This is a genomic window from Streptomyces paludis (assembly GCF_003344965.1).
Lineage (GTDB): Bacteria > Actinomycetota > Actinomycetes > Streptomycetales > Streptomycetaceae > Streptomyces > Streptomyces paludis.
The window spans coordinates 598,554-617,607 of record NZ_CP031194.1 but is presented as its reverse complement, the minus strand read 5'-3'; the positions used below and the strand labels follow the sequence as shown (position 1 = coordinate 617,607).

General features: G+C 69.8%; 20 protein-coding genes and 1 pseudogene. 13 read left to right on the top strand and 8 right to left on the bottom strand.

Annotation, left to right across the window (positions count from 1 at the left end):
• Nucleotides 1–24 precede the first annotated feature (24 nt).
• Both DVK44_RS02640 and DVK44_RS02635 read left to right on the top strand, forming a co-directional pair.
• Nucleotides 25–846, top strand: a complete 822-nt coding sequence (locus tag DVK44_RS02640; RefSeq protein WP_331461569.1) for a carbohydrate ABC transporter permease — start codon at nt 25–27, stop codon at nt 844–846.
• Nucleotides 847–955: 109 nt separating this feature from the next.
• Nucleotides 956–2,929 (top strand): hypothetical protein, encoded by a 1,974-nt coding sequence (locus tag DVK44_RS02635; protein ID WP_114658132.1) that lies wholly within the window; start codon nt 956–958, stop codon nt 2,927–2,929.
• 374 nt (nt 2,930–3,303) lie between these two features.
• Here the strand turns inward: DVK44_RS02635 and DVK44_RS36660 are convergent, their stop codons facing one another.
• The 4 genes from DVK44_RS36660 to DVK44_RS36235 form a co-directional block, all read right to left on the bottom strand.
• Nucleotides 3,304–3,471 (bottom strand): hypothetical protein, encoded by a 168-nt coding sequence (locus tag DVK44_RS36660; protein WP_181957390.1) that lies wholly within the window; start codon nt 3,469–3,471, stop codon nt 3,304–3,306.
• Between the two features lie 174 nt (nt 3,472–3,645).
• Nucleotides 3,646–4,590 (bottom strand): NAD(P)-dependent alcohol dehydrogenase, encoded by a 945-nt coding sequence (locus tag DVK44_RS02625; protein WP_114658131.1) that lies wholly within the window; start codon nt 4,588–4,590, stop codon nt 3,646–3,648.
• A 97-nt stretch (nt 4,591–4,687) separates the two neighbouring features.
• Complete coding sequence (locus DVK44_RS02620; protein ID WP_228446963.1) at nt 4,688–5,479, bottom strand: DNA/RNA nuclease SfsA; 792 nt, start codon at nt 5,477–5,479, stop codon at nt 4,688–4,690.
• A 73-nt stretch (nt 5,480–5,552) separates the two neighbouring features.
• Complete coding sequence (locus tag DVK44_RS36235) at nt 5,553–5,927, bottom strand: nuclear transport factor 2 family protein (protein ID WP_162793638.1); 375 nt, start codon at nt 5,925–5,927, stop codon at nt 5,553–5,555.
• A 157-nt stretch (nt 5,928–6,084) separates the two neighbouring features.
• Here DVK44_RS36235 and DVK44_RS02610 point away from each other — a divergent pair, with 157 nt between their 5' ends.
• The gene (locus DVK44_RS02610) at nt 6,085–7,080 is read left to right on the top strand and encodes a helix-turn-helix transcriptional regulator (RefSeq protein WP_114658130.1); all 996 of its coding nucleotides are present in this window, start codon (nt 6,085–6,087) and stop codon (nt 7,078–7,080) included.
• Nucleotides 7,081–7,205: 125 nt separating this feature from the next.
• On the opposite strand, the gene DVK44_RS36655 is transcribed toward DVK44_RS02610, so the two are convergent.
• Nucleotides 7,206–7,406, bottom strand: a complete 201-nt coding sequence (locus DVK44_RS36655; protein ID WP_181957389.1) for a hypothetical protein — start codon at nt 7,404–7,406, stop codon at nt 7,206–7,208.
• A 309-nt stretch (nt 7,407–7,715) separates the two neighbouring features.
• Between DVK44_RS36655 and DVK44_RS02600 the strand changes: the two genes are divergently transcribed.
• Nucleotides 7,716–8,252 carry a hypothetical protein gene (locus DVK44_RS02600; RefSeq protein ID WP_114658129.1) on the top strand — a complete coding sequence of 179 codons (537 nt, stop codon included), beginning with the start codon at nt 7,716–7,718 and terminating at the stop codon, nt 8,250–8,252.
• A gap of 273 nt (nt 8,253–8,525) precedes the next feature.
• Nucleotides 8,526–8,996, top strand: a complete 471-nt coding sequence (locus DVK44_RS02595; protein WP_114658128.1) for an ester cyclase — start codon at nt 8,526–8,528, stop codon at nt 8,994–8,996.
• Between the two features lie 139 nt (nt 8,997–9,135).
• Here the strand turns inward: DVK44_RS02595 and DVK44_RS02590 are convergent, their stop codons facing one another.
• Nucleotides 9,136–10,065, bottom strand: coding sequence for an arginase family protein (locus DVK44_RS02590; RefSeq protein ID WP_114658127.1), 930 nt, complete (start codon nt 10,063–10,065; stop codon nt 9,136–9,138).
• 79 nt (nt 10,066–10,144) lie between these two features.
• Nucleotides 10,145–11,050 carry a helix-turn-helix transcriptional regulator gene (locus DVK44_RS02585; protein WP_114658126.1) on the bottom strand — a complete coding sequence of 302 codons (906 nt, stop codon included), beginning with the start codon at nt 11,048–11,050 and terminating at the stop codon, nt 10,145–10,147.
• A 200-nt stretch (nt 11,051–11,250) separates the two neighbouring features.
• On the opposite strand from DVK44_RS02585, the pseudogene DVK44_RS36930 reads away from it, so the two are divergent.
• The 3 genes and pseudogenes from DVK44_RS36930 to DVK44_RS02570 all read left to right on the top strand — a co-directional run.
• Nucleotides 11,251–11,429: pseudogene (locus tag DVK44_RS36930) on the top strand (Cmx/CmrA family chloramphenicol efflux MFS transporter); the annotation flags it as partial.
• A gap of 381 nt (nt 11,430–11,810) precedes the next feature.
• Nucleotides 11,811–12,524: an NADPH-dependent F420 reductase gene (locus DVK44_RS02575; protein ID WP_114658125.1), complete on the top strand. Its 714-nt coding sequence runs from the start codon at nt 11,811–11,813 to the stop codon at nt 12,522–12,524.
• A 131-nt stretch (nt 12,525–12,655) separates the two neighbouring features.
• Nucleotides 12,656–13,417: an NADPH-dependent F420 reductase gene (locus DVK44_RS02570; RefSeq protein WP_114658124.1), complete on the top strand. Its 762-nt coding sequence runs from the start codon at nt 12,656–12,658 to the stop codon at nt 13,415–13,417.
• Nucleotides 13,418–13,525: 108 nt separating this feature from the next.
• Here the strand turns inward: DVK44_RS02570 and DVK44_RS02565 are convergent, their stop codons facing one another.
• The gene (locus tag DVK44_RS02565; RefSeq protein ID WP_162793636.1) at nt 13,526–13,732 is read right to left on the bottom strand and encodes a hypothetical protein; all 207 of its coding nucleotides are present in this window, start codon (nt 13,730–13,732) and stop codon (nt 13,526–13,528) included.
• 493 nt (nt 13,733–14,225) lie between these two features.
• On the opposite strand from DVK44_RS02565, the gene DVK44_RS02560 reads away from it, so the two are divergent.
• The 5 genes from DVK44_RS02560 (at nt 14,226) to DVK44_RS02540 (ending at nt 19,039) form a co-directional block, all read left to right on the top strand.
• Nucleotides 14,226–15,116 (top strand): HipA family kinase, encoded by an 891-nt coding sequence (locus DVK44_RS02560; protein WP_228446962.1) that lies wholly within the window; start codon nt 14,226–14,228, stop codon nt 15,114–15,116.
• Nucleotides 15,113–15,499, top strand: a complete 387-nt coding sequence (locus DVK44_RS02555; RefSeq protein WP_114658122.1) for a DUF3037 domain-containing protein — start codon at nt 15,113–15,115, stop codon at nt 15,497–15,499. Before DVK44_RS02560 ends, DVK44_RS02555 begins: the two co-directional genes overlap by 4 nt.
• A 178-nt stretch (nt 15,500–15,677) precedes the next feature.
• Nucleotides 15,678–16,439, top strand: a complete 762-nt coding sequence (gene fabG / locus DVK44_RS02550; protein ID WP_114658121.1) for a 3-oxoacyl-ACP reductase FabG — start codon at nt 15,678–15,680, stop codon at nt 16,437–16,439.
• A 17-nt stretch (nt 16,440–16,456) separates the two neighbouring features.
• Nucleotides 16,457–17,245: an SDR family oxidoreductase gene (locus tag DVK44_RS02545; RefSeq protein ID WP_114658120.1), complete on the top strand. Its 789-nt coding sequence runs from the start codon at nt 16,457–16,459 to the stop codon at nt 17,243–17,245.
• A 216-nt stretch (nt 17,246–17,461) separates the two neighbouring features.
• A complete protein-coding gene (locus DVK44_RS02540) occupies nt 17,462–19,039 on the top strand; it encodes an ABC transporter substrate-binding protein (protein ID WP_114658119.1) in 1,578 nt (525 codons plus the stop codon).
• Nucleotides 19,040–19,054: the final 15 nt, after the last annotated feature.

Genomic DNA, 19,054 nt, shown 5'->3' with positions numbered 1-19,054 from the left:
AGCGCGGCACGCAGCCGCTCACGGGTGACGACCGTCACGCTGTATGTGCTGCTCGTGGTCGCGTCCCTCCCGTTCCTCTATCCGACGCTGTGGATGATCTTCTCGTCGTTCAAGCCGGCGAACGAGATCTTCCTCCAGCCGCCCACACTGCTCCCCAAGGAGTGGACGCTGGACGGGTTCGCGCAGGTCTTCACCGCGCAGCCGTTCCTGCGGCAGTACGGCAACTCGATGTACATCGCGGTGGTCGTCACCCTGGCATCGATTCTGCTGTCGGCGATGGCGGGCTACGCGTTCGCCCGTATCCGCTTCCCCCTGCGCAACGCGGCGTTCACGCTCATGCTCGCCACGATGATGGTGCCGACCGAGGTGACGATCATCCCGATCTTCACCGCGGTCCGGGCGATGGGCCTCACCAACACACACTGGCCGCTCATCATCCTGCCGATCTTCGGGCCCACGGCGGTCGTCTCCGTGTTCATCTTCCGGCAGCACTTCCTCAGCTTCCCGAAGGAGTACGAGGAGGCCGCACGGCTGGACGGTGTGTCACGCGCCGGGGTGTTCTTCCGGATCGCCCTCCCGCTGGCGACGCCGGCGGTCGCGGCGGTCGGGATCATGGCGTTCCTGCGCTCGTTCAACATGTACTTCGAAGCGCTCATCTTCCTGCGCACCCCCGAGAACTTCACGCTCGGGCTCGCGATCACGCGCTATCAGGACTTCTACGGCGAGCAGATGTGGAACACACAGCTCGGCGCCGCGTCCCTGACCGTCGTCCCGATCCTCGTGGTGTTCCTCATCGCGCAGAAGCAGTTCGTCCAGGGCCTCGCCCAGACCGGGCTCAAGGGATGAGCCGACCCGGGACGATCTGACCCGGGATGAGCCGATCCACCACAGCGACGACGAGGACCGGACGCCGCCGCTGACCTCATCGCCCCGGTCGCACGACAAAGGAGTCGAGATGACGCATGAGGATCAGACACGCCCACCGATGCTTCCGCCGCTCAGCCGACGGAACTTCCTGGTCGGCGTCGGCACCGCCGCGGCGGTCATAGGCATGGGGAGCGCGGGAGCGGCGCCCGCGCTGGCGACCTCGGACGGCACCGTGCTGCCGCTCGTCGCCCCGCTCCCGGCCGGGCGGCCGGTACGCACGCAGTTCGCGCCCAACGAGCAGGTACTCGCCGCGTACCTGATGATCGTCGCTCCGCTCGCCAACAGCATCCGGGACGTCGCGCCGAACTACGGGTGGATGGAGGACGGCTGGCAGCGCACGCCCAACCAGCCCTACAACTCCCGGATCATGGAGCATGTCGCCACCCTCTCGTGGTTCTACGCCAACGACCGGCCGTGGAACCCGTACTACCGCGACCCCGCGCTCCTCGCGCGCCTGGACGCCGCCCTCGGTTTCTACCTCTCCTTGCAGCACTCCGACGGGTCGTACCCGGAGTACTCGCCGACCGAGCACCACCTCTCCCCGACCGGGTTCGGCACCGTCGCCCTCTCCGCCGTCCTCCGGGACCTCCGCGCCGCCGGTGAGCTGTACGACCGCCGGCTCCAGATCCGCGACGCCATCCGCGCCAGCTCGGCGTGGCTCGTCGACACCTCCCGTCCGCACTGGAACCGCCCGGTCCAGTACGCCAACCAGGTCGTCGCGGGGCTCTCCGGTGTCGTCGAAGCGGCGCACATCCTCGGCGAACCGGCCGTCAGCGCCTCCGTACCGAACCGGCTTCAGATCATCCTCAAGGACGGACAGGCACCCGCCGGGTTCTTCCACGAGCCCGTCGCACCGGACGCCGGGTACAACTTCGACGTGATGCTTCCCGATCTCGGCGCGCTGTACAAGCGGCTGCCGGACCCGGCGATCATCCAGCTGGCCGAGCGGTTCGCCGCCTGGTTCGGATACATCGTCGTCATGGAACCCGGACGCAACGAGGGCTTCATCCTCTCCGGGACGAGCGCGCGCAACATCGTCGCCACGTTCGTCACCACCCCGGTGGACGACCTGGACCGCAGCGCGCTCGCCCGGACCCTGGTGCCCCATGTGCCCGCGCTGGGCGCGTTCTTCGCCAGCGCGGAGGAGAAGACCCAGGCGCGCAACGCCTGGAGCGCCTCCACGGCGCCGGTCTCCCCCCGGCAGAAGCAGGACTCGTCGCCGCGGCTGCACATGCATGTCCCGCAGGCCCCGACCGGGATCCCCGGAGCCCAGCGCGACGCACAGGTCGCCGCCCTGCGCTATCTGCGCGAGTCCACGTTCACCGAACTCCGCAAGGGCACCCTCGACCAGCAGTACGTGTTCGTCCGCCGCCCCGGGTACTACACCGCCGCCCTCTACGGCGTACGGCAGAACTCGCTCCAGCGGACGGGGACGAACGCGTTCTGGCACCCCGTCGCGGGCATGCTCGCCCTCACCGTCAACAGCACGGGTCCGGACGACTGGACGACCGTCGCCGACACCGTCGGCACCGCCTCCTCCCGAGGCCCGGTGAACGCGACGCACCACGCCGGGTCGACAGCGTCCGGCGCCGTCATCCCTGCGGACTCGCTGACCGGATACACGGGCGTGTTCACCACGAGATACGTCACCACGGACGGCGCCGTGACCACGGACGTGACGCACCGCTCCGACGGCATCAGGCGGGTGCTCACCACACCGGGAGCCTCCCGCGAACGCATCCCCCTCATCATCGGCACCGCGGACCGCGTGGCCTTCGCGAACGGCACCGCGGCGCCCTACGGACAGGAGACCATCACCGTCACCCGCGGCCTCACCGTCACCCGCGGAAACCTCCGGTTCGTCATCGACTGGGGAGTGGACCGCGAAGCGAAGTACGCGCCGATGGACCGGTCGTACCTGGGCAATCGCACACATCGCATCCTCACCATCAGCTTCTCCGGGACACTCTCCGTGGACCTCCGCGTCGAGCCGGCGACCTGATCCCACCGGTCCGCGCCGGCACCGGCCAGCCCCCGGCGCCGGCGCGAACCCCTCACCCGTGATCACCCTCGGTTCGGGGACCGCTCTTTACCGCCGTGGTCTCGTTTGTGACGGTCGAGGTCACTTCGTTCGAAACCTGACGGGGCGGCGTCCGTAGCCGGACGGAGGTGCCCGGTTCCTCCCGCGGAGGACATCCGCCGTGCCGCGCAGCGCGCGGCGCTGTGGATGACCGCGTCGGTCAGGCGGCCAGTGGCGTGTGCGTGCCGGACCAGGCCGATCCGCTCCGTCTCCCGTGCGATGGCGGTGAGACGAGGAGAGGGTCCATGGGGAAGTGCGGGGCCTGGTCATCGAGATCCACGTCAAGGACCGGGGTGTCAGCGATGAACAGCAGTTGGATCGCGCTCGGCGGCCTGCGCGTAGCGCACGAACTGGTCCATGTCCGTGTAGCCGGACAGGTTCACCCCGGGCAGGCGCCACGCGCCGGGCTCGGCCCCGTAACCGCTGGTGAACTGCATGCCCAGGAGCATCTGTCGGCTTGTCATGGTCGCTCCTCAGGGCACGGCGAAAGAAAAACGGAGAATGCATCCGCTTTCCTTTCCGGCAATACGGAGACATCCTCCGCATCGCAAGCGTGCGGGGTGTGGCGCTCCGCCTCGGCGGCGAGCTCGATGCACAGGAAGCCGGAGGAGGCGGCGGCCAGGGACAGTGTGGCGGTGTCAGTTGTTGGGGCCGGCGAGGATCAGGCCCTTGCCGTTGATCTTGCGGCCCTTCTCCAGACCGGCGATCAGGCCGATGGCGTCCTCAAGGCGGACGGTTTCGCCGATGGACATACGGATGCCCCCGGCGGCGGCCCGGTCGGCGGCGGCGGTGAGGGTCTTGGTGTCGGGCTTGCAGAAGAAGATCTTGTGGCGGCGGATGACGGCGGCGTGCGCGAATTTGGCGGGGGTGGCGTTGATGTCGAGGTAGACGCCGCTCTTGTTCAGCAGCCGCGTCGCGGTCTTGACCGGTAGGAAGCCGTTGGTGTCGTAGACGACGTCGAACGCACCCTGTAGCTCGCTCTGGCCGGCAGGGTCGACGGCGGTGTAGTCGTAGACGCGGTCGAGGCCGATGGCCCGGTGTTGTGAGGTGGGGCCGCTGGTGCCGCTGACGGTGGCGCCGAGGGAGCGGGCGAGCTGGACGACGGCTTCGCCGACGCCGCCGGTCGCCCCGTTGACGAAGACCCGTTGCCCGGCTTGGAGGCGGGCGCGGTCGACGAGCCCGGCGAAGGCCATGACCGCCGGGGTGGCGAGCGCGGCGGCTTGTTCGAAGGAGAGGCCGGCGGGCTTGAGCGCCAGATGGGACGCGGGGGCGATGACGGCCTCGGCGAAGGCCCCGCTGGGCTTGAGAGGAGTGATCCCGTACACCTCGTCGCCGGGCTTCAGGCCGGTGACACCGGGGCCGACCGCGGTGACCGTCCCGGCGAAGTCCGAGCCCATCGCGCGGGGGAAGGACCGGCCGGTCATCATCTTCAGCTCGCCCTGGCGGACCTTCCAGTCGATCGGGTTGACCGCGGCCGCGACGACGGAGACCGCGACCTCTCCTTCCCGCGGCGAGGGCAGGACGAAGTCCTGGAGTCGCATCGTGTCCGGGGCGCCGTAGCGGTGGTACTGAATCCTGCGCATGAGAGGTGTTCCTTCGAGGAGATCCGCGCGGCTGGGCGGAGGAGGGGTACTGGGGCTCAGGTCGCGCCGTGGTTTCCGGGGCGGGCGGCGGTCGCCCTCAGGAGCGGAACCGGCCGGTGAGGTCGCGGTGGCGCGCGACGCGGACGCCGGTCGTATCGAGGCGGAAGTTGACCTGCCAGATCTCGACACCGTCCTGCACGGCTTGGGCGACGGACGCCCGGACCTCGTCGTGGTGGCTGCTGGGGCGGACCTGGAAGCCGGGGTTGTCGTAGAGGAAGCAGACGAGCAGGACGGCGCGCTGATGGGCTTTCAGGCCGCGGCCTAGTTCCCCGATGTGCTTGACCAGCCGGTCGGTGGAGGCCAGCGGCGGGCTGGGGCGGGTGCGGACGTGATCGCCCAGGGCGACCTGGAGGTTGTCCAGCGGGGTCTTCACCTCGACATAGGTGTCGTCGTCGACGAGGAAGTCGAGGCGGGAGCTGCCGAGGGGCTGTTCGCGCAGCACGGTGTGCGCGGTGACGATCTTCGGCAGCAGATGGTGGACCAGGGCCTGTTCGACATACCGGTTGACGGCGCTCTGGTTGATCCCGATCCAGGCCGGACGGCCGGTGCCGGGCGCGTCGACGCTGACGGCTTCCACGGTGTACGGGGTCTTGCGGGCGGGATTGCGGCTGCGTGAGAGCAGGCAGTCGAGTCCGTCCAGGACCAGGTTGCCGATGCGGCCGGTGGTCGGGCAGTGGCAGGCGGTCTCGTTTCCGGTCCCGTCGACGTCGGCGTCGATGATGAACCGGTTCGGACGCCGGACGATCCTGGCCCGGATCAGCGGCTCGGGGAAGACGATCGTGTCGCCTTGGGTGGTGAGCGCGGCGGTGCTCATGCTGCCTTCGATCATGTGCCGTAGTGGGCTACGGGGTACCGCGCCCGGGGCCGGCGGGTTGTGGCGTACCGGCCCGGGCACGTGGGGGTCAGTGCTGGGGGTTGCCGCCGGCCTGGATGAGCGGGGACAGGTCGAAGTGGCTGAGGACCTCGGTGACCCGGCCGTCCTTGACGGTGACGTAGTCCATGCCGGGGAAGTCGCTCTTGAACGGGGCGTCCAGGGTGTAGACGACGGCGGCGTGGGTGGCGTCGCCCAGGACGTCGATGAGGGTGGCGCCGTTCAGCGAGCCGGCGAAGGGCCCGATGAACCGCTGGAAGCCGTCCTTGCCCTCGAACGTGCCGTTCGGCGCCTTGCAGACCGCGTCGTTCGCGACATAGGCCAGCGCCTTGTCGACGTCGCCGTTCATCCACGCCTCGGTGTACGCCCGGGCGATCTCCTGCGCGGATGCGGTGGTGGAAGTCATGGGATGCACCTTTCCTTCTCGTTCGCTCCAGTACATCCGGCAGACCGCCGGCCTGCCTGTCAGGAGCGTCCGGTCCGCCCCGGCGGCGGCCCGATGACTGCATCCTCCCCGCCATATATGACACCTTTGGTCATATACGTGAGGGATTTTTGGAGCCATGAAATCCGACCGACTGCTCTCGATCATGCTGCTGCTGCAGACCCACCAGCAGCTGCCCGCCTCCGAGCTGGCCGACCGCCTGGAGGTCTCGGTCCGCACGATCATGCGGGACGTGGAAGCCCTGTCCGCCGCAGGTGTCCCCGTCTACACTGTCCGCGGCCCGCAGGGCGGGATCGCCCTGCTCCCGGGCTTCCGCACCGACGTCACCGGACTGACCGCCGACGAGAGCCGCGCCCTGTTCGTGCTGCTCTCCGGCCCCGCCCACGCCGACCTCGGCCTGGGGCCGGCGCTCGGCTCCGCCTTGCGCAAGGTCATGGCCGCCCTGCCCGCGCCCCACCGCCTTGACGCCGACCTGGTCAGCCGCCGTATCCTCATCGACCCCGTCCGCTGGCGCGGCACCCCCGGCCCCGACCAGCCCGCCACCGACCTGGCCGCGTTCCAGCAGGCCGTGTTCACCGACCGCCGCTTGCGGTTGCGTTACCGCCACGGCCGCGACAACCGCCTGCGGACCTACGCCCTCGATCCCTACGGTCTCGTCAGCAAGGCCGGCGTCTGGTACCTCGTCGCCGACCACGACGGCGAACCCCATCTCTTCCGCACCGACCGCGCCCTGTCCGCCACGGTCCTCGACCAGCCGGCCCGCCGCCGCGACCGGGTGGAACTGGCCGAGGTGTGGGACACCCTGCGCCGCCGCATCGACGACATCCCCGCCCCGCTCGCCGTCACCGTCAAGGTCCGCGACGAGATCCTCGCCAAGTTCCTGCGCATCCATGAACCCGACCTCGCCCCACCCCATCGGACCGGCACGCCGGAGGCCGGGCACGAGCCGGGCTGGACGAGAATCGAGCTGCGCTTCCGCGCCCTCGTGGCCGCCGAGATGCTACTCGCCTTCGGCCCGGACGCGGAGGTCCTCGCCCCCGACGACCTCCGCCAGGCCCTGGCCCGCAAGGCCACCGCGACAGCCGCCCTCTACGCGCCTCGCTCCGTAACCTGACCAGGAGCCTCGGGCGTACCCGCCCGCACAGCGAGGGACAGTCCGCTGTCCCCACGGGCGATTACGTGACGCGGAACCCTGCCCGACCTGGGTGATCGTTCACAGCGCGTACCTCGACGGAAGTCTCACCGTGTGTTCGCGGGCATCTGCCACCCGGATTTCATCAGCGTCGTGAGTGCCTGGGGCGATGAGGTGTCAGCCATGGTGGCACTGGAGCCGGTGATGCCGTGCTCGGCGAAGAACTGCTCCGCGACTTCGAGGATGTGCAAGCGGTTGCGCTGCTTGTCCGTCCGCGGCCGACGCCCGTCCACGCCTGAGACACCCATGCCCTCGCACCTCCCGTTGACCCATGCGGAGGCTGCTTCTGCTTCCGTATGCCCGCCGCACAAAACGGAGACTATTTCCTTATTGATGCTCGGGCCACAGCGCTCTGTGCGACGAGTCCTCGGCGCGCCGCACACAAGGCCGCCGCGCTGCGCCGGGTCCAACCGGGGCGGCGCGACGGCGGAGCGGCAGTCGCGAGCGCTGCGGTCGATCGGCCTCCGTGCCGTGAATTGGGGCCACCCCGGCCTCATCGGCGGCCTACTGTATGGATGCGCCACGCTACCTACCGTGGTCGGACGAGGAGGAGTTCCGTGGAATCGCCCTGTGACCCCCAGTACGCGCCCGCCGGCGATGTGGGCGCGGCACTCATGATGATCGACTCCCGGCTCAAGGCCATCTATGACTCCAGGACCGGGACCGACCCTGAAGAGCAGGCGCTGATCGACCAGTTCGCCGCGTCCTTGGGGCCCAGGCAAGTCGATGACGTGCTGGACGGTACGTGCACGCTCATCTTCATGTTCATGAAGTGGCTGCGCATGGCCTACGAGGATCACGACAAGGACGTCATCGCATGCGTGGTGCCCAACCTCGTGGCCACGATGCGCATGATGCCCAAGAGCGTCCGTCCCGAGGTCATCCCCACGATGGCCGGCCTGCTCGTCGCTGCGGCCAGTGACCTGAGCCCCAGCCTGTGGCGCAAACAGTACGGGTACTGGACCAAGGACGAGATGACCTCCCTGGAAGCCACCACCTTCCTGCTCGCCGAGCACATCAACCGCCTCACCGACGACCGTGACTTCGCCACACGCATGATCAGCGAAGCCCTGTCCAGTTCGGAAGATGCCTGACGTGTACACCCGGTGGGAGAGGCTCTCCCACCGGCCACAAAAATGGAACCGCTGCCGTAGGGATCGGCCCCGAGGGTGCGGGCCACGGCGGCCCTGAAGCGACGGGGAGGGAAGCGCTGCCGAGAGCTTCCGCGGCGACGGGAGCGAGCGCCGCGCGGTAGCTCACGCGGCGGCCGTCCCAAGCCCGTACGGCCCGCTGCTCGGCACGCGGGAGAACGTCGACGCGGATCGATCGCGTCGCCCGGGCGTCTCCCCGTCGTGAGAGGAACCGACATGACCGACGCCGTTGTCCAGCGCAACCTCGACAACACGCTGCTGCTGCTTCAGGACGCGATGCCGAGGGGCGACTTCGACCTCATCCGCTCGCTGGTGACCGTGGATGCCCCGATCCGCCGGGCCGGCTTCGCGGACCTGTACGCGCTCACCGGGGACACGATCCCGCAGAGCGGCAACTTCGTGGAGTGGCTCGAAGCGGGCTGGAAGGTGCTGTCCGGAGCGTTGACCGACCAGAAGGCGGAAGCCCGCGACATCGTGGCCTCCGGCAACACCGTCATGCTCCACTACCGCATGACCGCCCTGCACTCCAGCACGTTCGCCGGCGCTCCGGCCACGGGCAAGCGCGTGGAGTGGGAGGAGATCGGTGTGCTGCACTTCAACGACGAGGGCAGGATCACCGACCTGTGGTTCATGTGCCAGGAACTGAGCCTCGCCGAGCAGATCGGCTGCACGGCGCAGCTGGTCTGACTCACGGCCCCGCCGTCCTGTCCCGGCTTCGCGGTGTTGTCCCCCGGGGCTCCGTGAGCCCCGGGGCGTACGTCCGGTGTCGTACGGGTGGCACCCCTGTGCGTACGGGGGCGCCGCCCGGCCGGGGGGGCCTGCGTCGTCAGTGGGCAGGTGAGCTGTTCTGGAGCAGGGGGAAGCCGCTGAGGATCTGCTGGAGGCGCATGACCTGCCGGGGGATGAACTCGGCGATCGTGAGGCCGACGATGTCCGCGGCTTTGTCGATGTCGGTGACGATGCGTCGTACTTCGCTGCTGGTGAGTCCGCCGGGAACGAACCCGAGTCCGAGGCCGATCTCGCTGCTGTCGATGGTGTCGACGTCGAAGTGGACGGCGACGCGGGTGCAGCCGGTGGCCCTCAGCCAGTCGAGGAGGGGCCCGGTGGTGGCCCGCAGTTGGTCGGGGCTGAAGGGGTGGATGCCCCAGGCGGCGATGTTGGGGAAGTCGTCGTCGGTCCACTCGTGCAGTCCGACGAGGGCGAGGCGGTCCGCGGCCACGGTGGCGGGCAGCAGTTTGCGTATGTCGTTGTCGCCGTGGCCGGTGAGGGCGGTGACGGCCATCGCGTGGTACCCACGGTAGGCGCTGCTGGGGGTCGCGACGTCGGGGTGGGAGTCGATCCAGATGACGGCCAGGTCGTCGCCGTAACGGCGGGCGAGTTCGGCGAAGGGGGCCACGCTGACCGCGCACTCGCCGCCGAGGGTGGTGATCCGTGCCGGATCGTGAGCGCGGATCACATCCAGGGCGCTCGCCAGCTGCTTCAGCACCACCGCTTTGGCCTCGACGCCGTCTCGCTCCTCCAGGCCGTCGTCGCTCATGGTGACGGGGACGGTCGCGGTGGGGCCCTCGTGCGGCGGCAGGATCGCTTCGAGCACCTTGGTGCCGAGCGCGTAACCGCGGCGGGCGATGCCGAGCGGGAACTCGGGTGCCAGCTCCTTGACGGCGGCGGCACCGGCGCCCTGCCACTGGGGCCAGAGAAGACGCAGATGGTCGCCGGGGCCGCGGTACGTGTCGGCGGGGGCGGTGGTGTGGGGCATGGCTTCCTTTCACGGGTACGGGCGACGGGAAGTGAGCGGGAGTGACGAGCCCGCGCGTGCGCGGGCTGCTGCTTGTCGGTCACTCAGGGTGTATCGCGGTGCCGGGCCGGTCGGCCTGGGACGCGCCGTCGCCGCGGACGGCGTCGGGGGCGCTCCAGCTGGCGAGGAGGGCGAGGGCCTGTGCGGAGGCGGTGCCGGGTTCCGCGATGTAGACGCAGATGGTCTGGTCCGGGTCGGCCGGCAGGGCCAGGGTCTCGTGGTTCAGGGTGAGTTCGCCGACCACGGGGTGGTGGAAGTGCTGGGTGCCGTGGGCGCACTGGGCCACCCGGTGGCTGTCCCACCAGGTGCTGAACTCGGGCACCTTGACGACGGCCTCGCCGATCAGCTCGTTGAGCAGGGCGTCGTCGGGGTGGCGTCCGGCTTCGAGGCGCAGGTTGGCCACGACGATCTCCGCGACCTCGTTCCAGTTGCGGTACAGCTCGCGGGCGGCCGGATCGAACAGTACGAAGCGGGCGAAGCCGCGCTCCCGGTAGGGCTTTGCCTGCCAGTCGGTGATCAGGGCCTTGGCCAGCTGGTTGGCGGCGAGCACGTCGCCGCGGTGGTTGGTGACGAAGGCCGGGGAGACGCTGTTGAGGACGTCCAGCATCCGGTGGACCTCGGGGCGCACCCGCTGCACCGGCTGGGGACGGCCGCGTGGACGTGCGGTGCGGGTGCGGGCGAGGTCGAAGAGGTGGGCCCGTTCGTCGTCGTCCAGGCGCAGGGCGCGGGCGACGGAGTCCAGGACGGCCTCGGAGACGTTGGGGTGGCGGCCCTGTTCGAGGCGGGTGTAGTAGTCCGTGCTCACCCCGGCGAGCTGGGCGACCTCCTCGCGGCGCAGCCCCGGGACCCGGCGGGCACCGATGCCCGGGGGCAGTCCCGCCTCGGCCGGGGTCAGGCGGGCCCGGCGGGTGCGGAGGAAGTCGGCCAGCTCAGCGTTCTGCTCCATCTCTCCAGTATTCGCCGGGAGGGCAGTGGCCGCTCCGCTCAGGGTGGCCCAGCTGGACCCAGGTTCGGCTGGGACAGGTTTGGCGGCTGATCGGCTGTGCGGTTGGCGTGAACCTGGATGACGGCGGTCCCGCTCGGCCCGACCGTCTGCCCGCGCGGCACCCCCGCTCGCCCGGCGATGTCCTCTGGAGCACCTCCATCATGCCTTTGATCATCTACGCTCTCGGGTTCGGCACGCTCGCCCAGGGCACCTCGGAGTTCATGCTCTCCGGGCTGCTGCCCCTCCCTTGCCGGGGATCTGGATGTCTCGCTGTACGAGGCGGGGCTGCTGGTCTCGGCCTTCGCGATCGGCATGGTCGTCGGCGCTCCGCTGCTGGCGCCGGCCACCCTGAAGCTGCCCCGCCGCGTGGCGCCGGCCTGCTTTCAGGTGGTGTTCGTCGCGGCCGGGACCGCGCGGGGCACGCTGGGCGGAGCGGTGGACATCGCCGCTTTCAACGCGGTATCGCCGTCGCTCCCTGGATCTCCGGCCTGGTCATCGACGCGGGCCCCGGCCTGGCCGGCATCGGCTGGGTCGGCGCGGCATTCGCCCTGGCAGCCGTCGCGAGCACCATGCTGGACCGGCACCTCACCCGCCGCCACCCGCGCGCCACGCCCGTACACGTCCCGGCGGTCGCCGAGGCACCCGAGCCCGCCTCCGCCTCCCGGTAACGGCTACGGCTCCCGCACGCCCCCTGTCCCACCCCGTCTCGAAAGGACCTTGAATGAGCACCATCGCACTGATCGGCAGCGGACTGATCGGCGGCACCGTCGCACGCCTGACCGTTGCCGCCGGTCACAACGTCGTCCTGAGCAACCGGCGGGGACCCGGGAGCCTGACCGCCCTGGTGGCGGAGCTCGGCCCCCGGGCCCGCGCCGCCACCCCCGCCGAGGCCGCCGCCGCGGGCGACATCGTGGTTGTGACCATCCCCTTGCACGCCTACCGCACGGTCCCCGTGGAACCGCTGCGCGGCAAGGTCGTCATCGACACCAACAACTACTACCCCCAGCGCGACGGCCGTATCGCCGAGCTCGACGCCGAGACCACCACGACCAGCGAACTGCTCCAGGCCCACCTGCCCGAGTCGCGCGTGGTCAAGGCGATGAACAACATCTTCCACGTCCACCTCGGCAATCTCTCCCGGCCCACCGGCCACCCAGAACGCTCAGCCCTGGCCATCGCCGGCGACGATCCGGACGCCAAGAAGACCGTAGAGGCGTTCCTCGACTCCCTCGGCTACGACGCCCTGGACGCCGGCCCCCTCGCCGAGGGCTGGCGCTTCCAGCGCGACACCACCGCCTACAGCGAGCCGTACTTCGGCACCGGCCACAGCCTGACCGCCACCGCCCAGGGCGCCGCCCCCGGCCCGGGACAACCCGTCACCGCGGACACCCTGCGCCCCCTGCTCGCCGCGGCCAAGCGGTACCGCGACATGTGACCCGCCCCGCCGCCACACCAGCGGCCACGGCCGCTCACCCGACCTCGCGCCCATGACCGCACACGCCGACCCGGCCCCCTGCACAAGCCACGCTCTCTCTCCCCCCAGCATTCAGAAACGAGACGTCCGTCATGCCCCAGACCATCGCCTTCATCGGAAGCGGCAACATCGGCCGCACCCTCGCCCGCCTCGCCGTCGACGCCGGCCTCGACGTCGTCCTGAGCAACTCGCGCGGACCCGAGACCCTGGCCGACGCCGTCGCCGAACTCGGCGCCCCCGCCCGCGCCGCCACCCCGGCCCAGGCCGCACAGGCCGCCGCCCTCGTCGTGGTCTCCCTCCCGTTCCACGCCTACGACAAGCTCCCCGCCGATGCCCTCACCGGCAGAACGGTCATCGACACGATGCACTACTTCCCCGAACGCGACGGCCGGATCGACGACCTGGAGGAACGGCGCACCACCAGCAGCGAGCTGCTCCAGCGCCACCTCTCCGGATCACACATCGTCAAGACGTTCGGCAACATGGACTTCCTCCGCCTGTACAGCTCGGCCCGCCCCTCCGGCCACCCCGAACGCAGCACCCTGCCCCTCACCGGCGACAACACAGAGGCCAAGGCCGAGGCCGTCCGGTTCATGGACACCCTCGGCTACGACGCCCTCGACGTCGGCTCACTCGCCGACAGCTGGCGCCACGAGGCCGGCACCCCCATCAACGTCCTGCCCTACGCCGGTGAGCCGCCCACGGGCATGACCCAGGAGCAGGCGCAGGAGTGGATGCTCAACGGACCGTCCGCCGTGGTCAGCGCCGACCGCGTCCAAGAACTCACCGGCCGAGCCACCCGCACCGGCCGCGTCGGCCTCTACCTGGAAGACCTCTTCCCGGCCGGCCGCTGACCCGCCCTGCTCTCCGGTTCACGGGACCGGCGGGCACGATGTGGGACTCCTCCGGAGAGGCGCCTGCGTCCAGCCTCAGATGCTCCGGAGAGCATGGTTGCAGCAGGGTTACATCCTGCAATAGCCCAGGTCGGGCAGCGGGTTGGTCTCGCTGGAGATGTCCTTGTCGCTCATCCAGCCCCACTGACCGTTGTCGGCCTGGGTGTAGATCCACCGGTAGGGGTGAGGGGAGGTCGTACCGTTGTCGTAATTGCCGCCGGCACAGTAGCTGCGGCCCGTGAACCAACTGGTGGTCGTGTACATGTATCCGACCAAGGTCCGGGTGGTGCCGTCCGGGCCCTGCCATCGGTAGACAGGCGCGGCATACCGGTTGTTGCACCACCAGTGACTTCCGCTGTACCAGCAGCCGGCGGCGGCTGCGAGGTCCGGCTGCGGAGCCGGAGCGGCGGACGCAGCCGCTGGCATCGTCATCAGGGCGGGCGGCGGCTCTGGGCGCAGCCGGGGGTTCCGAGGAGCGTGCCGGACATCGAGTGCTGAGGACATCGACTACCGGAGGGGTGTTCCTGGCCGGGGAGTTGAAGCGGCACGGCGCATTGTTCCCGCCGGTTGAGGTGGAGCTTCCGTGCGCTGCGGCGCGCCTGCGCCGTGATCACCCTCGGTTACGATGCTCCCTTCATGCCAGAGGCCGGAAGCAAGGGGCGCACACCGTCGTCGACGGACCGCCCGGGTAAGGAAGGAGGGGGAAGCGTATGACCGTCGGAACTCCCCGGATTCTCCCCAAGGCCAAAGAGATGGGTGGCCCGGGAAAGTGCTGAGAGAGATCGTTGCGACCCGCTATGTCACGCCCCTGCGTGAGGGCGGCTCGCTTCCGGGGATCGTCGAGGCCGACGATCTCGGTACGTATGTCATGAAGTTCACCGGTGCCGGGCAGGGGCGCAAGACCCTGGTCGCCGAGGTGATCTGCGGGCAGCTCGGGCGGCGGCTCGGGTTGCGGGTGCCGGAGTTGGCGCGGATGCGGCTCGATCCGGTCATCGGGCTCTCCGAGCCGGACCAGGAGGTGCAGGAGCTGCTCAAGGCGAGCGGCGGGCTGAACCTCGGGATGGACTTTCTGCCCGGATCGATCGGCTTCGATCCGCTCGCCTACGAGGTGGATCCGGAGGAGGCGGGGCGGGTCGTCTGGTTCGACGCGGTGATCAACAACGTCGACCGGTCCTGGCGCAACCCCAACCTGCTGGTCTGGCACGGCGATCTCTGGCTCATCGACCACGGCGCCACCATGATCTGGCACCACAACTGGCCGGGCGCCGCGACCTCCGCCGCGAAGCCGTACAACGCCTCCGACCACGCCCTCGCGCCCTTCGGGCCGGAGGTCGCGGCGGCCGCCGCGCGGCTCGCGCCGCTGGTCACCGAGGAGCTGCTGACCGAGATCGCCGCCGAGGTGCCGGACGAGTGGCTGATCGACGAGCCGGGGTTCGACTCGCTCGACGCGCTGCGCCGCGCGTATGTGGAGCCGCTGCTCGCGCGCGCCGCGACCGTCCACGAGCGGATCGTCCTGGACGCGCCCACCAGGGACACCCCGTCCAGGGCCCCCGGCTGGCTCGCCGAGCGGCTGACGCCTCGGCAGGACCGGGCCCGTGACGTGCGTACGAGTGATGTGACGGCCCAGGACGCCCAGGACGCCAAGGAAGGTGGGCGATGAGCGGCGGGCGGGACGTCTACGAGTACGCGCTGCTGCGCGTCGTGCCGCGTGTCGAGCGCGGCGAGTGTTTCAACGCCGGGGTGCTGGTCTACTGCCGCGCGCACTCCTATGTCGCGGCCAGGACCCTGCTGGACGAGGGGAAGCTGAGGGCCCTCGACCCGACGGCCGACATCGTGGGGGTACGGGCCGCCCTGCGCGCGGTCGAGGGCGTCTGCGCCGGCGGTGACGCGGCCGGGCAGGCGGCGGGTGACGACGCCGGCCGGCGGTTCCGGTGGCTGATCGCCCCGCGCTCGACCGTCGTACAGCCCGGTCCCGTACACACCGGGCTGACCGCCGATCCGCGGGCCGAGGCCGAGCGGCTGCTCGATCTGCTGGTGCGCTGACGGGCCGGGCGGACGCGGGCGTGTGATCTCCCGCGCCGATCCGGTCCTCGGGTGCCGTGGGCGTTGACACCGGGTGCCGGGGCTTCTAGCGTCTTCGACTGCTACCTACTAAGCGGTTGCTCAGCGGTGCTCAGTGGTCGGGAGAGCCGCGGAAGCCAAGGGCGAGGAGAACCAAGGGATGTCCACCACCGAGCAGCGCGTCGCCGTCGTGACCGGGGCGGCGCGGGGCATTGGCGCCGCCACCGCGGTCCGGCTGGCGGCGGAGGGCCGGGCCGTCGCCGTACTCGACCTCGACGAGGCCGCGTGCAAGGACACCGTCGAGAAGATCACCGCGGCCGGCGGCACCGCGCTCGCCGTCGCCTGCGACGTCTCCGACAGCGCACAGGTGACGGCCGCCGTCACCCGGGTCGCCGCCGAGCTGGGGGCGCCGACGGTCCTCGTGAACAACGCGGGCGTGCTCCGGGACAACCTGCTCTTCAAGATGAGCGAGTCCGACTGGGACACCGTGGTGAACGTGCACCTCAAGGGCGCGTTCCTGATGTCGAAGGCATGTCAGAAGTACATGGTGGACGCCGGCTTCGGCCGGATCGTCAGCCTCTCCTCCAGCTCCGCGCTCGGCAACCGGGGCCAGGCCAACTACGCGGCCGTCAAGGCGGGGCTCCAGGGCTTCACCAAGACCCTCGCCAAGGAACTGGGCAAGTTCGGCATCACCGCCAACGCGGTGGCGCCCGGCTTCGTCGTCACCGAGATGACCGCGCAGACCGCCGCCCGCGTCGGCATGGGCTTCGAGGAGTTCCAGGCCGCGGCGGCCACCCAGATCCCGGTCGCGCGCGTCGGGAAGCCGGAGGACATCGCGAACGCCATCGCCTTCTTCACGGGCGAGGACGCCGGATTCGTCTCCGGCCAGGTCCTGTACGTCGCCGGCGGACCGCTCAACTGAGAACGGGGGAGACGGACATGACGGAAACAGTGACGACGGCGGAGCAGCCGCGGCAGGTCCCGGAGAGCGGCCGGGTCGCCCTGGTCACGGGAGCGAGCCGGGGCATCGGGTACGGGATCGCCGAGGCGCTCGTCGCCCGCGGCGACCGCGTGTGTATCACCGGGCGCGACGAGGAGAGGCTCAAGGAGGCCGTCGAGCGGCTCGGCTCCGACCGGGTCATCGGCGTCGCCGGCAAGGCACACGACGAGGCGCACCAGGCACTCGCCGTGGAACGCGTCATGGAGGAGTTCGGCCGGGTCGACTTCCTCGTCAACAACGCCGGTACGAACCCGGTCTTCGGCCCGCTCGCCGAGCTGGACCTCGCCGTCGCGCGCAAGGTGTACGAGACCAACGTCATCTCGGCGCTCGGCTTCGCCCAGCAGACCTGGCGCGCCTGGCAGCGGGAGAACGGCGGCGCCATCGTCAACATCGCGTCGGTCGCCGGGATCTCGGCCTCGCCCTTCATCGGCGCGTACGGCATGAGCAAGGCCGCGATGGTCAATCTGACGCTCCAGCTGGCCCACGAGTTCGCCCCGGTCGTCCGCGTCAACGCCATCGCGCCGGCCGTCGTCAAGACGAAGTTCGCGCAGGCGCTGTACGAGGGCAGGGAGGCCGAGGCCGCGGCCGCCTACCCGTTGGGGCGGCTGGGGGTGCCCGAGGACATCGGCGGCGCCGCCGCGTTCCTCACCTCGGACCAGTCCGACTGGATCACGGGGCAGACACTGGTGATCGACGGCGGAATCTTCCTCAACGCCGGAGTGGGCTGACCGGCCCCGGCAAACCGAATATCGGGACGGTGAAACCGGAATTCGGTGCCGCTGTTCCGGAATTCGGAGTTCTGTGAACCGCATAGCGGAACGGAGCGGTAGCGGGTTGACCGCCGCCCGTTCACCGTTCGAAAAGCCCCGCCGGATTCTCTGAGGAGCCGGCGGGGCTTTGCGGTATGGTCTGCCGGATCCACGGGCTGAACAAGGAGCGTGTGCGTGTTCCACCGGACCGGCCGCCGGGCCACTACGGCATTGACCCTGATATCGCTGCTCACCGGATGCGGCCTTTTGCCGGGCGGCGAGGATTCGAGCCGGCGTATCGTCGTCGGGACGACGAGCGAGCCCAGCACGCTCGACCCGGCGGCTTCCTGGGACAACTCCTGGGAGCTGTTCCGCAATGTCTTCCAGACTCTGGTCAGCTTCCCGACCGGCAGCTCGGCGCCGCAGCCGGACGCGGCCAGGTCCTGCCGGTTCGCCGACGGAGACCAGCGGGTCTTCGAGTGCGAACTGCGCGAGGGGCTGAAATTCACGGACGGGGAACGGCTCGACGCGTCCGCCGTGAAGTACACGTTCGACCGGATCCTCACGATCAAGGCAAAGGGCGGACCGGCCGGACTCCTCGATTCCCTCGAACAGGTCGAGACACGGGGTGACCTGACCGTTGTCTTCCGGCTCAAGAAACCCGACGCGACCTTTCCCTTCATTCTCGCCACGCCCGCCATGTCCCTTGTCTCTCCCGGGAGTTACCCGGCGGACAAGCTCAGACAGGACGGCGGAGTCACCGGCTCCGGTCCCTATGAACTCGCCTCGTACGTCAGCGGGGAAAAGGCGGAGCTGACGAGGAACGAGAATTACAGCGGGTTCGCGAAGCGCAAGAACGGCGCTGTCACGATCCGCTACTTCACGGACTCCGACAAGGTCTTCGAGGCGCTCAAGAAAAAGCAGGTCGACGCCGTGTACCGGGGACTCACCTCGGAACAGGTCGTCGAACTCGAAGAGCGCAGACCCGGGAACGAGTATCTCCAGTTGGTCGAGACCGTCGGCGCGGACATCCGCTACCTCGTGTTCAACCCCGCGGATCCGGCGGCCGGGAAGCTCGCCGTACGGCGGGCCGTGGCGCAGGTCGTGGACCGGGACGCGCTGGTCGCCAAGGTCTACCAGGGGACGGCCGAGCCGCTGTACTCGATGGTGCCCAAGGGCATCGCCGGGCACGCCACCAGCTTTTTCGACCAGTACGGCGACCCTTCCACGGCCAAGGCGAAACGTTTCCTCGAAGAGGCGGGGATCAGCACCCCCGTACCGCTCACGCTCTGGTTCACCTCGGACCGCTACGGGTCGGGTACGGAGCTGGAGTTCGTGGAGCTGAAGCGCCAGCTGGAGGCGTCGAAGCTGTTCGACGTCACCCTGCGGAGCCAGCCGTGGAAGCAGTTCCAGGCCGGCTACCAGAAGGGCGAGTACCCCGTCTTCGGCCGCGGCTGGTTCCCGGACTTCCCGGACCCGGACAACTTCGTCGCCCCCTTCGTCGGCAAGGAGAACGCGCTGAGCACGCCGTACGAGAGCCCCGAGATCACCGGGAAACTGCTGCCCGAGTCGCGCAGGCTGAGCGACCGCGCGACCGTCGGGGGCCACTTCGGACGCGCGCAGCAGATCCTCGTGGAGGACGTCCGGCTGCTGCCGCTGTGGCAGGGCAAGCTGTACGTGGCGTCCACGGACGACATCGGCGGCGGGGAGCGCGCGCTCGACCCTCAGACGGTCATGCAGATGTGGGAGCTGGAGCGGAAAACCAGCTGGTAGGGGCGATTGTCAGTG

Excerpts from the sequence above, each read along its gene's own strand:
- DVK44_RS02635 (WP_114658132.1), top strand. The coding sequence starts at position 956 with ATGACGCATGAGGATCAGACACGCCCACCGATGCTTCCGCCGCTCAGC.
- DVK44_RS36660 (WP_181957390.1), bottom strand. The coding sequence starts at position 3,471 with ATGACAAGCCGACAGATGCTCCTGGGCATGCAGTTCACCAGCGGTTAC.
- DVK44_RS02625 (WP_114658131.1), bottom strand. The coding sequence starts at position 4,590 with ATGCGCAGGATTCAGTACCACCGCTACGGCGCCCCGGACACGATGCGA.
- DVK44_RS02620 (WP_228446963.1), bottom strand. The coding sequence starts at position 5,479 with ATGATCGAAGGCAGCATGAGCACCGCCGCGCTCACCACCCAAGGCGAC.
- DVK44_RS36235 (WP_162793638.1), bottom strand. The coding sequence starts at position 5,927 with ATGACTTCCACCACCGCATCCGCGCAGGAGATCGCCCGGGCGTACACC.
- DVK44_RS02610 (WP_114658130.1), top strand. The coding sequence starts at position 6,085 with ATGAAATCCGACCGACTGCTCTCGATCATGCTGCTGCTGCAGACCCAC.
- DVK44_RS36655 (WP_181957389.1), bottom strand. The coding sequence starts at position 7,406 with ATGGGTGTCTCAGGCGTGGACGGGCGTCGGCCGCGGACGGACAAGCAG.
- DVK44_RS02595 (WP_114658128.1), top strand. The coding sequence starts at position 8,526 with ATGACCGACGCCGTTGTCCAGCGCAACCTCGACAACACGCTGCTGCTG.
- DVK44_RS02590 (WP_114658127.1), bottom strand. The coding sequence starts at position 10,065 with ATGCCCCACACCACCGCCCCCGCCGACACGTACCGCGGCCCCGGCGAC.
- DVK44_RS02585 (WP_114658126.1), bottom strand. The coding sequence starts at position 11,050 with ATGGAGCAGAACGCTGAGCTGGCCGACTTCCTCCGCACCCGCCGGGCC.
- DVK44_RS02575 (WP_114658125.1), top strand. The coding sequence starts at position 11,811 with ATGAGCACCATCGCACTGATCGGCAGCGGACTGATCGGCGGCACCGTC.
- DVK44_RS02570 (WP_114658124.1), top strand. The coding sequence starts at position 12,656 with ATGCCCCAGACCATCGCCTTCATCGGAAGCGGCAACATCGGCCGCACC.
- DVK44_RS02555 (WP_114658122.1), top strand. The coding sequence starts at position 15,113 with ATGAGCGGCGGGCGGGACGTCTACGAGTACGCGCTGCTGCGCGTCGTG.
- fabG (WP_114658121.1), top strand. The coding sequence starts at position 15,678 with ATGTCCACCACCGAGCAGCGCGTCGCCGTCGTGACCGGGGCGGCGCGG.
- DVK44_RS02545 (WP_114658120.1), top strand. The coding sequence starts at position 16,457 with ATGACGGAAACAGTGACGACGGCGGAGCAGCCGCGGCAGGTCCCGGAG.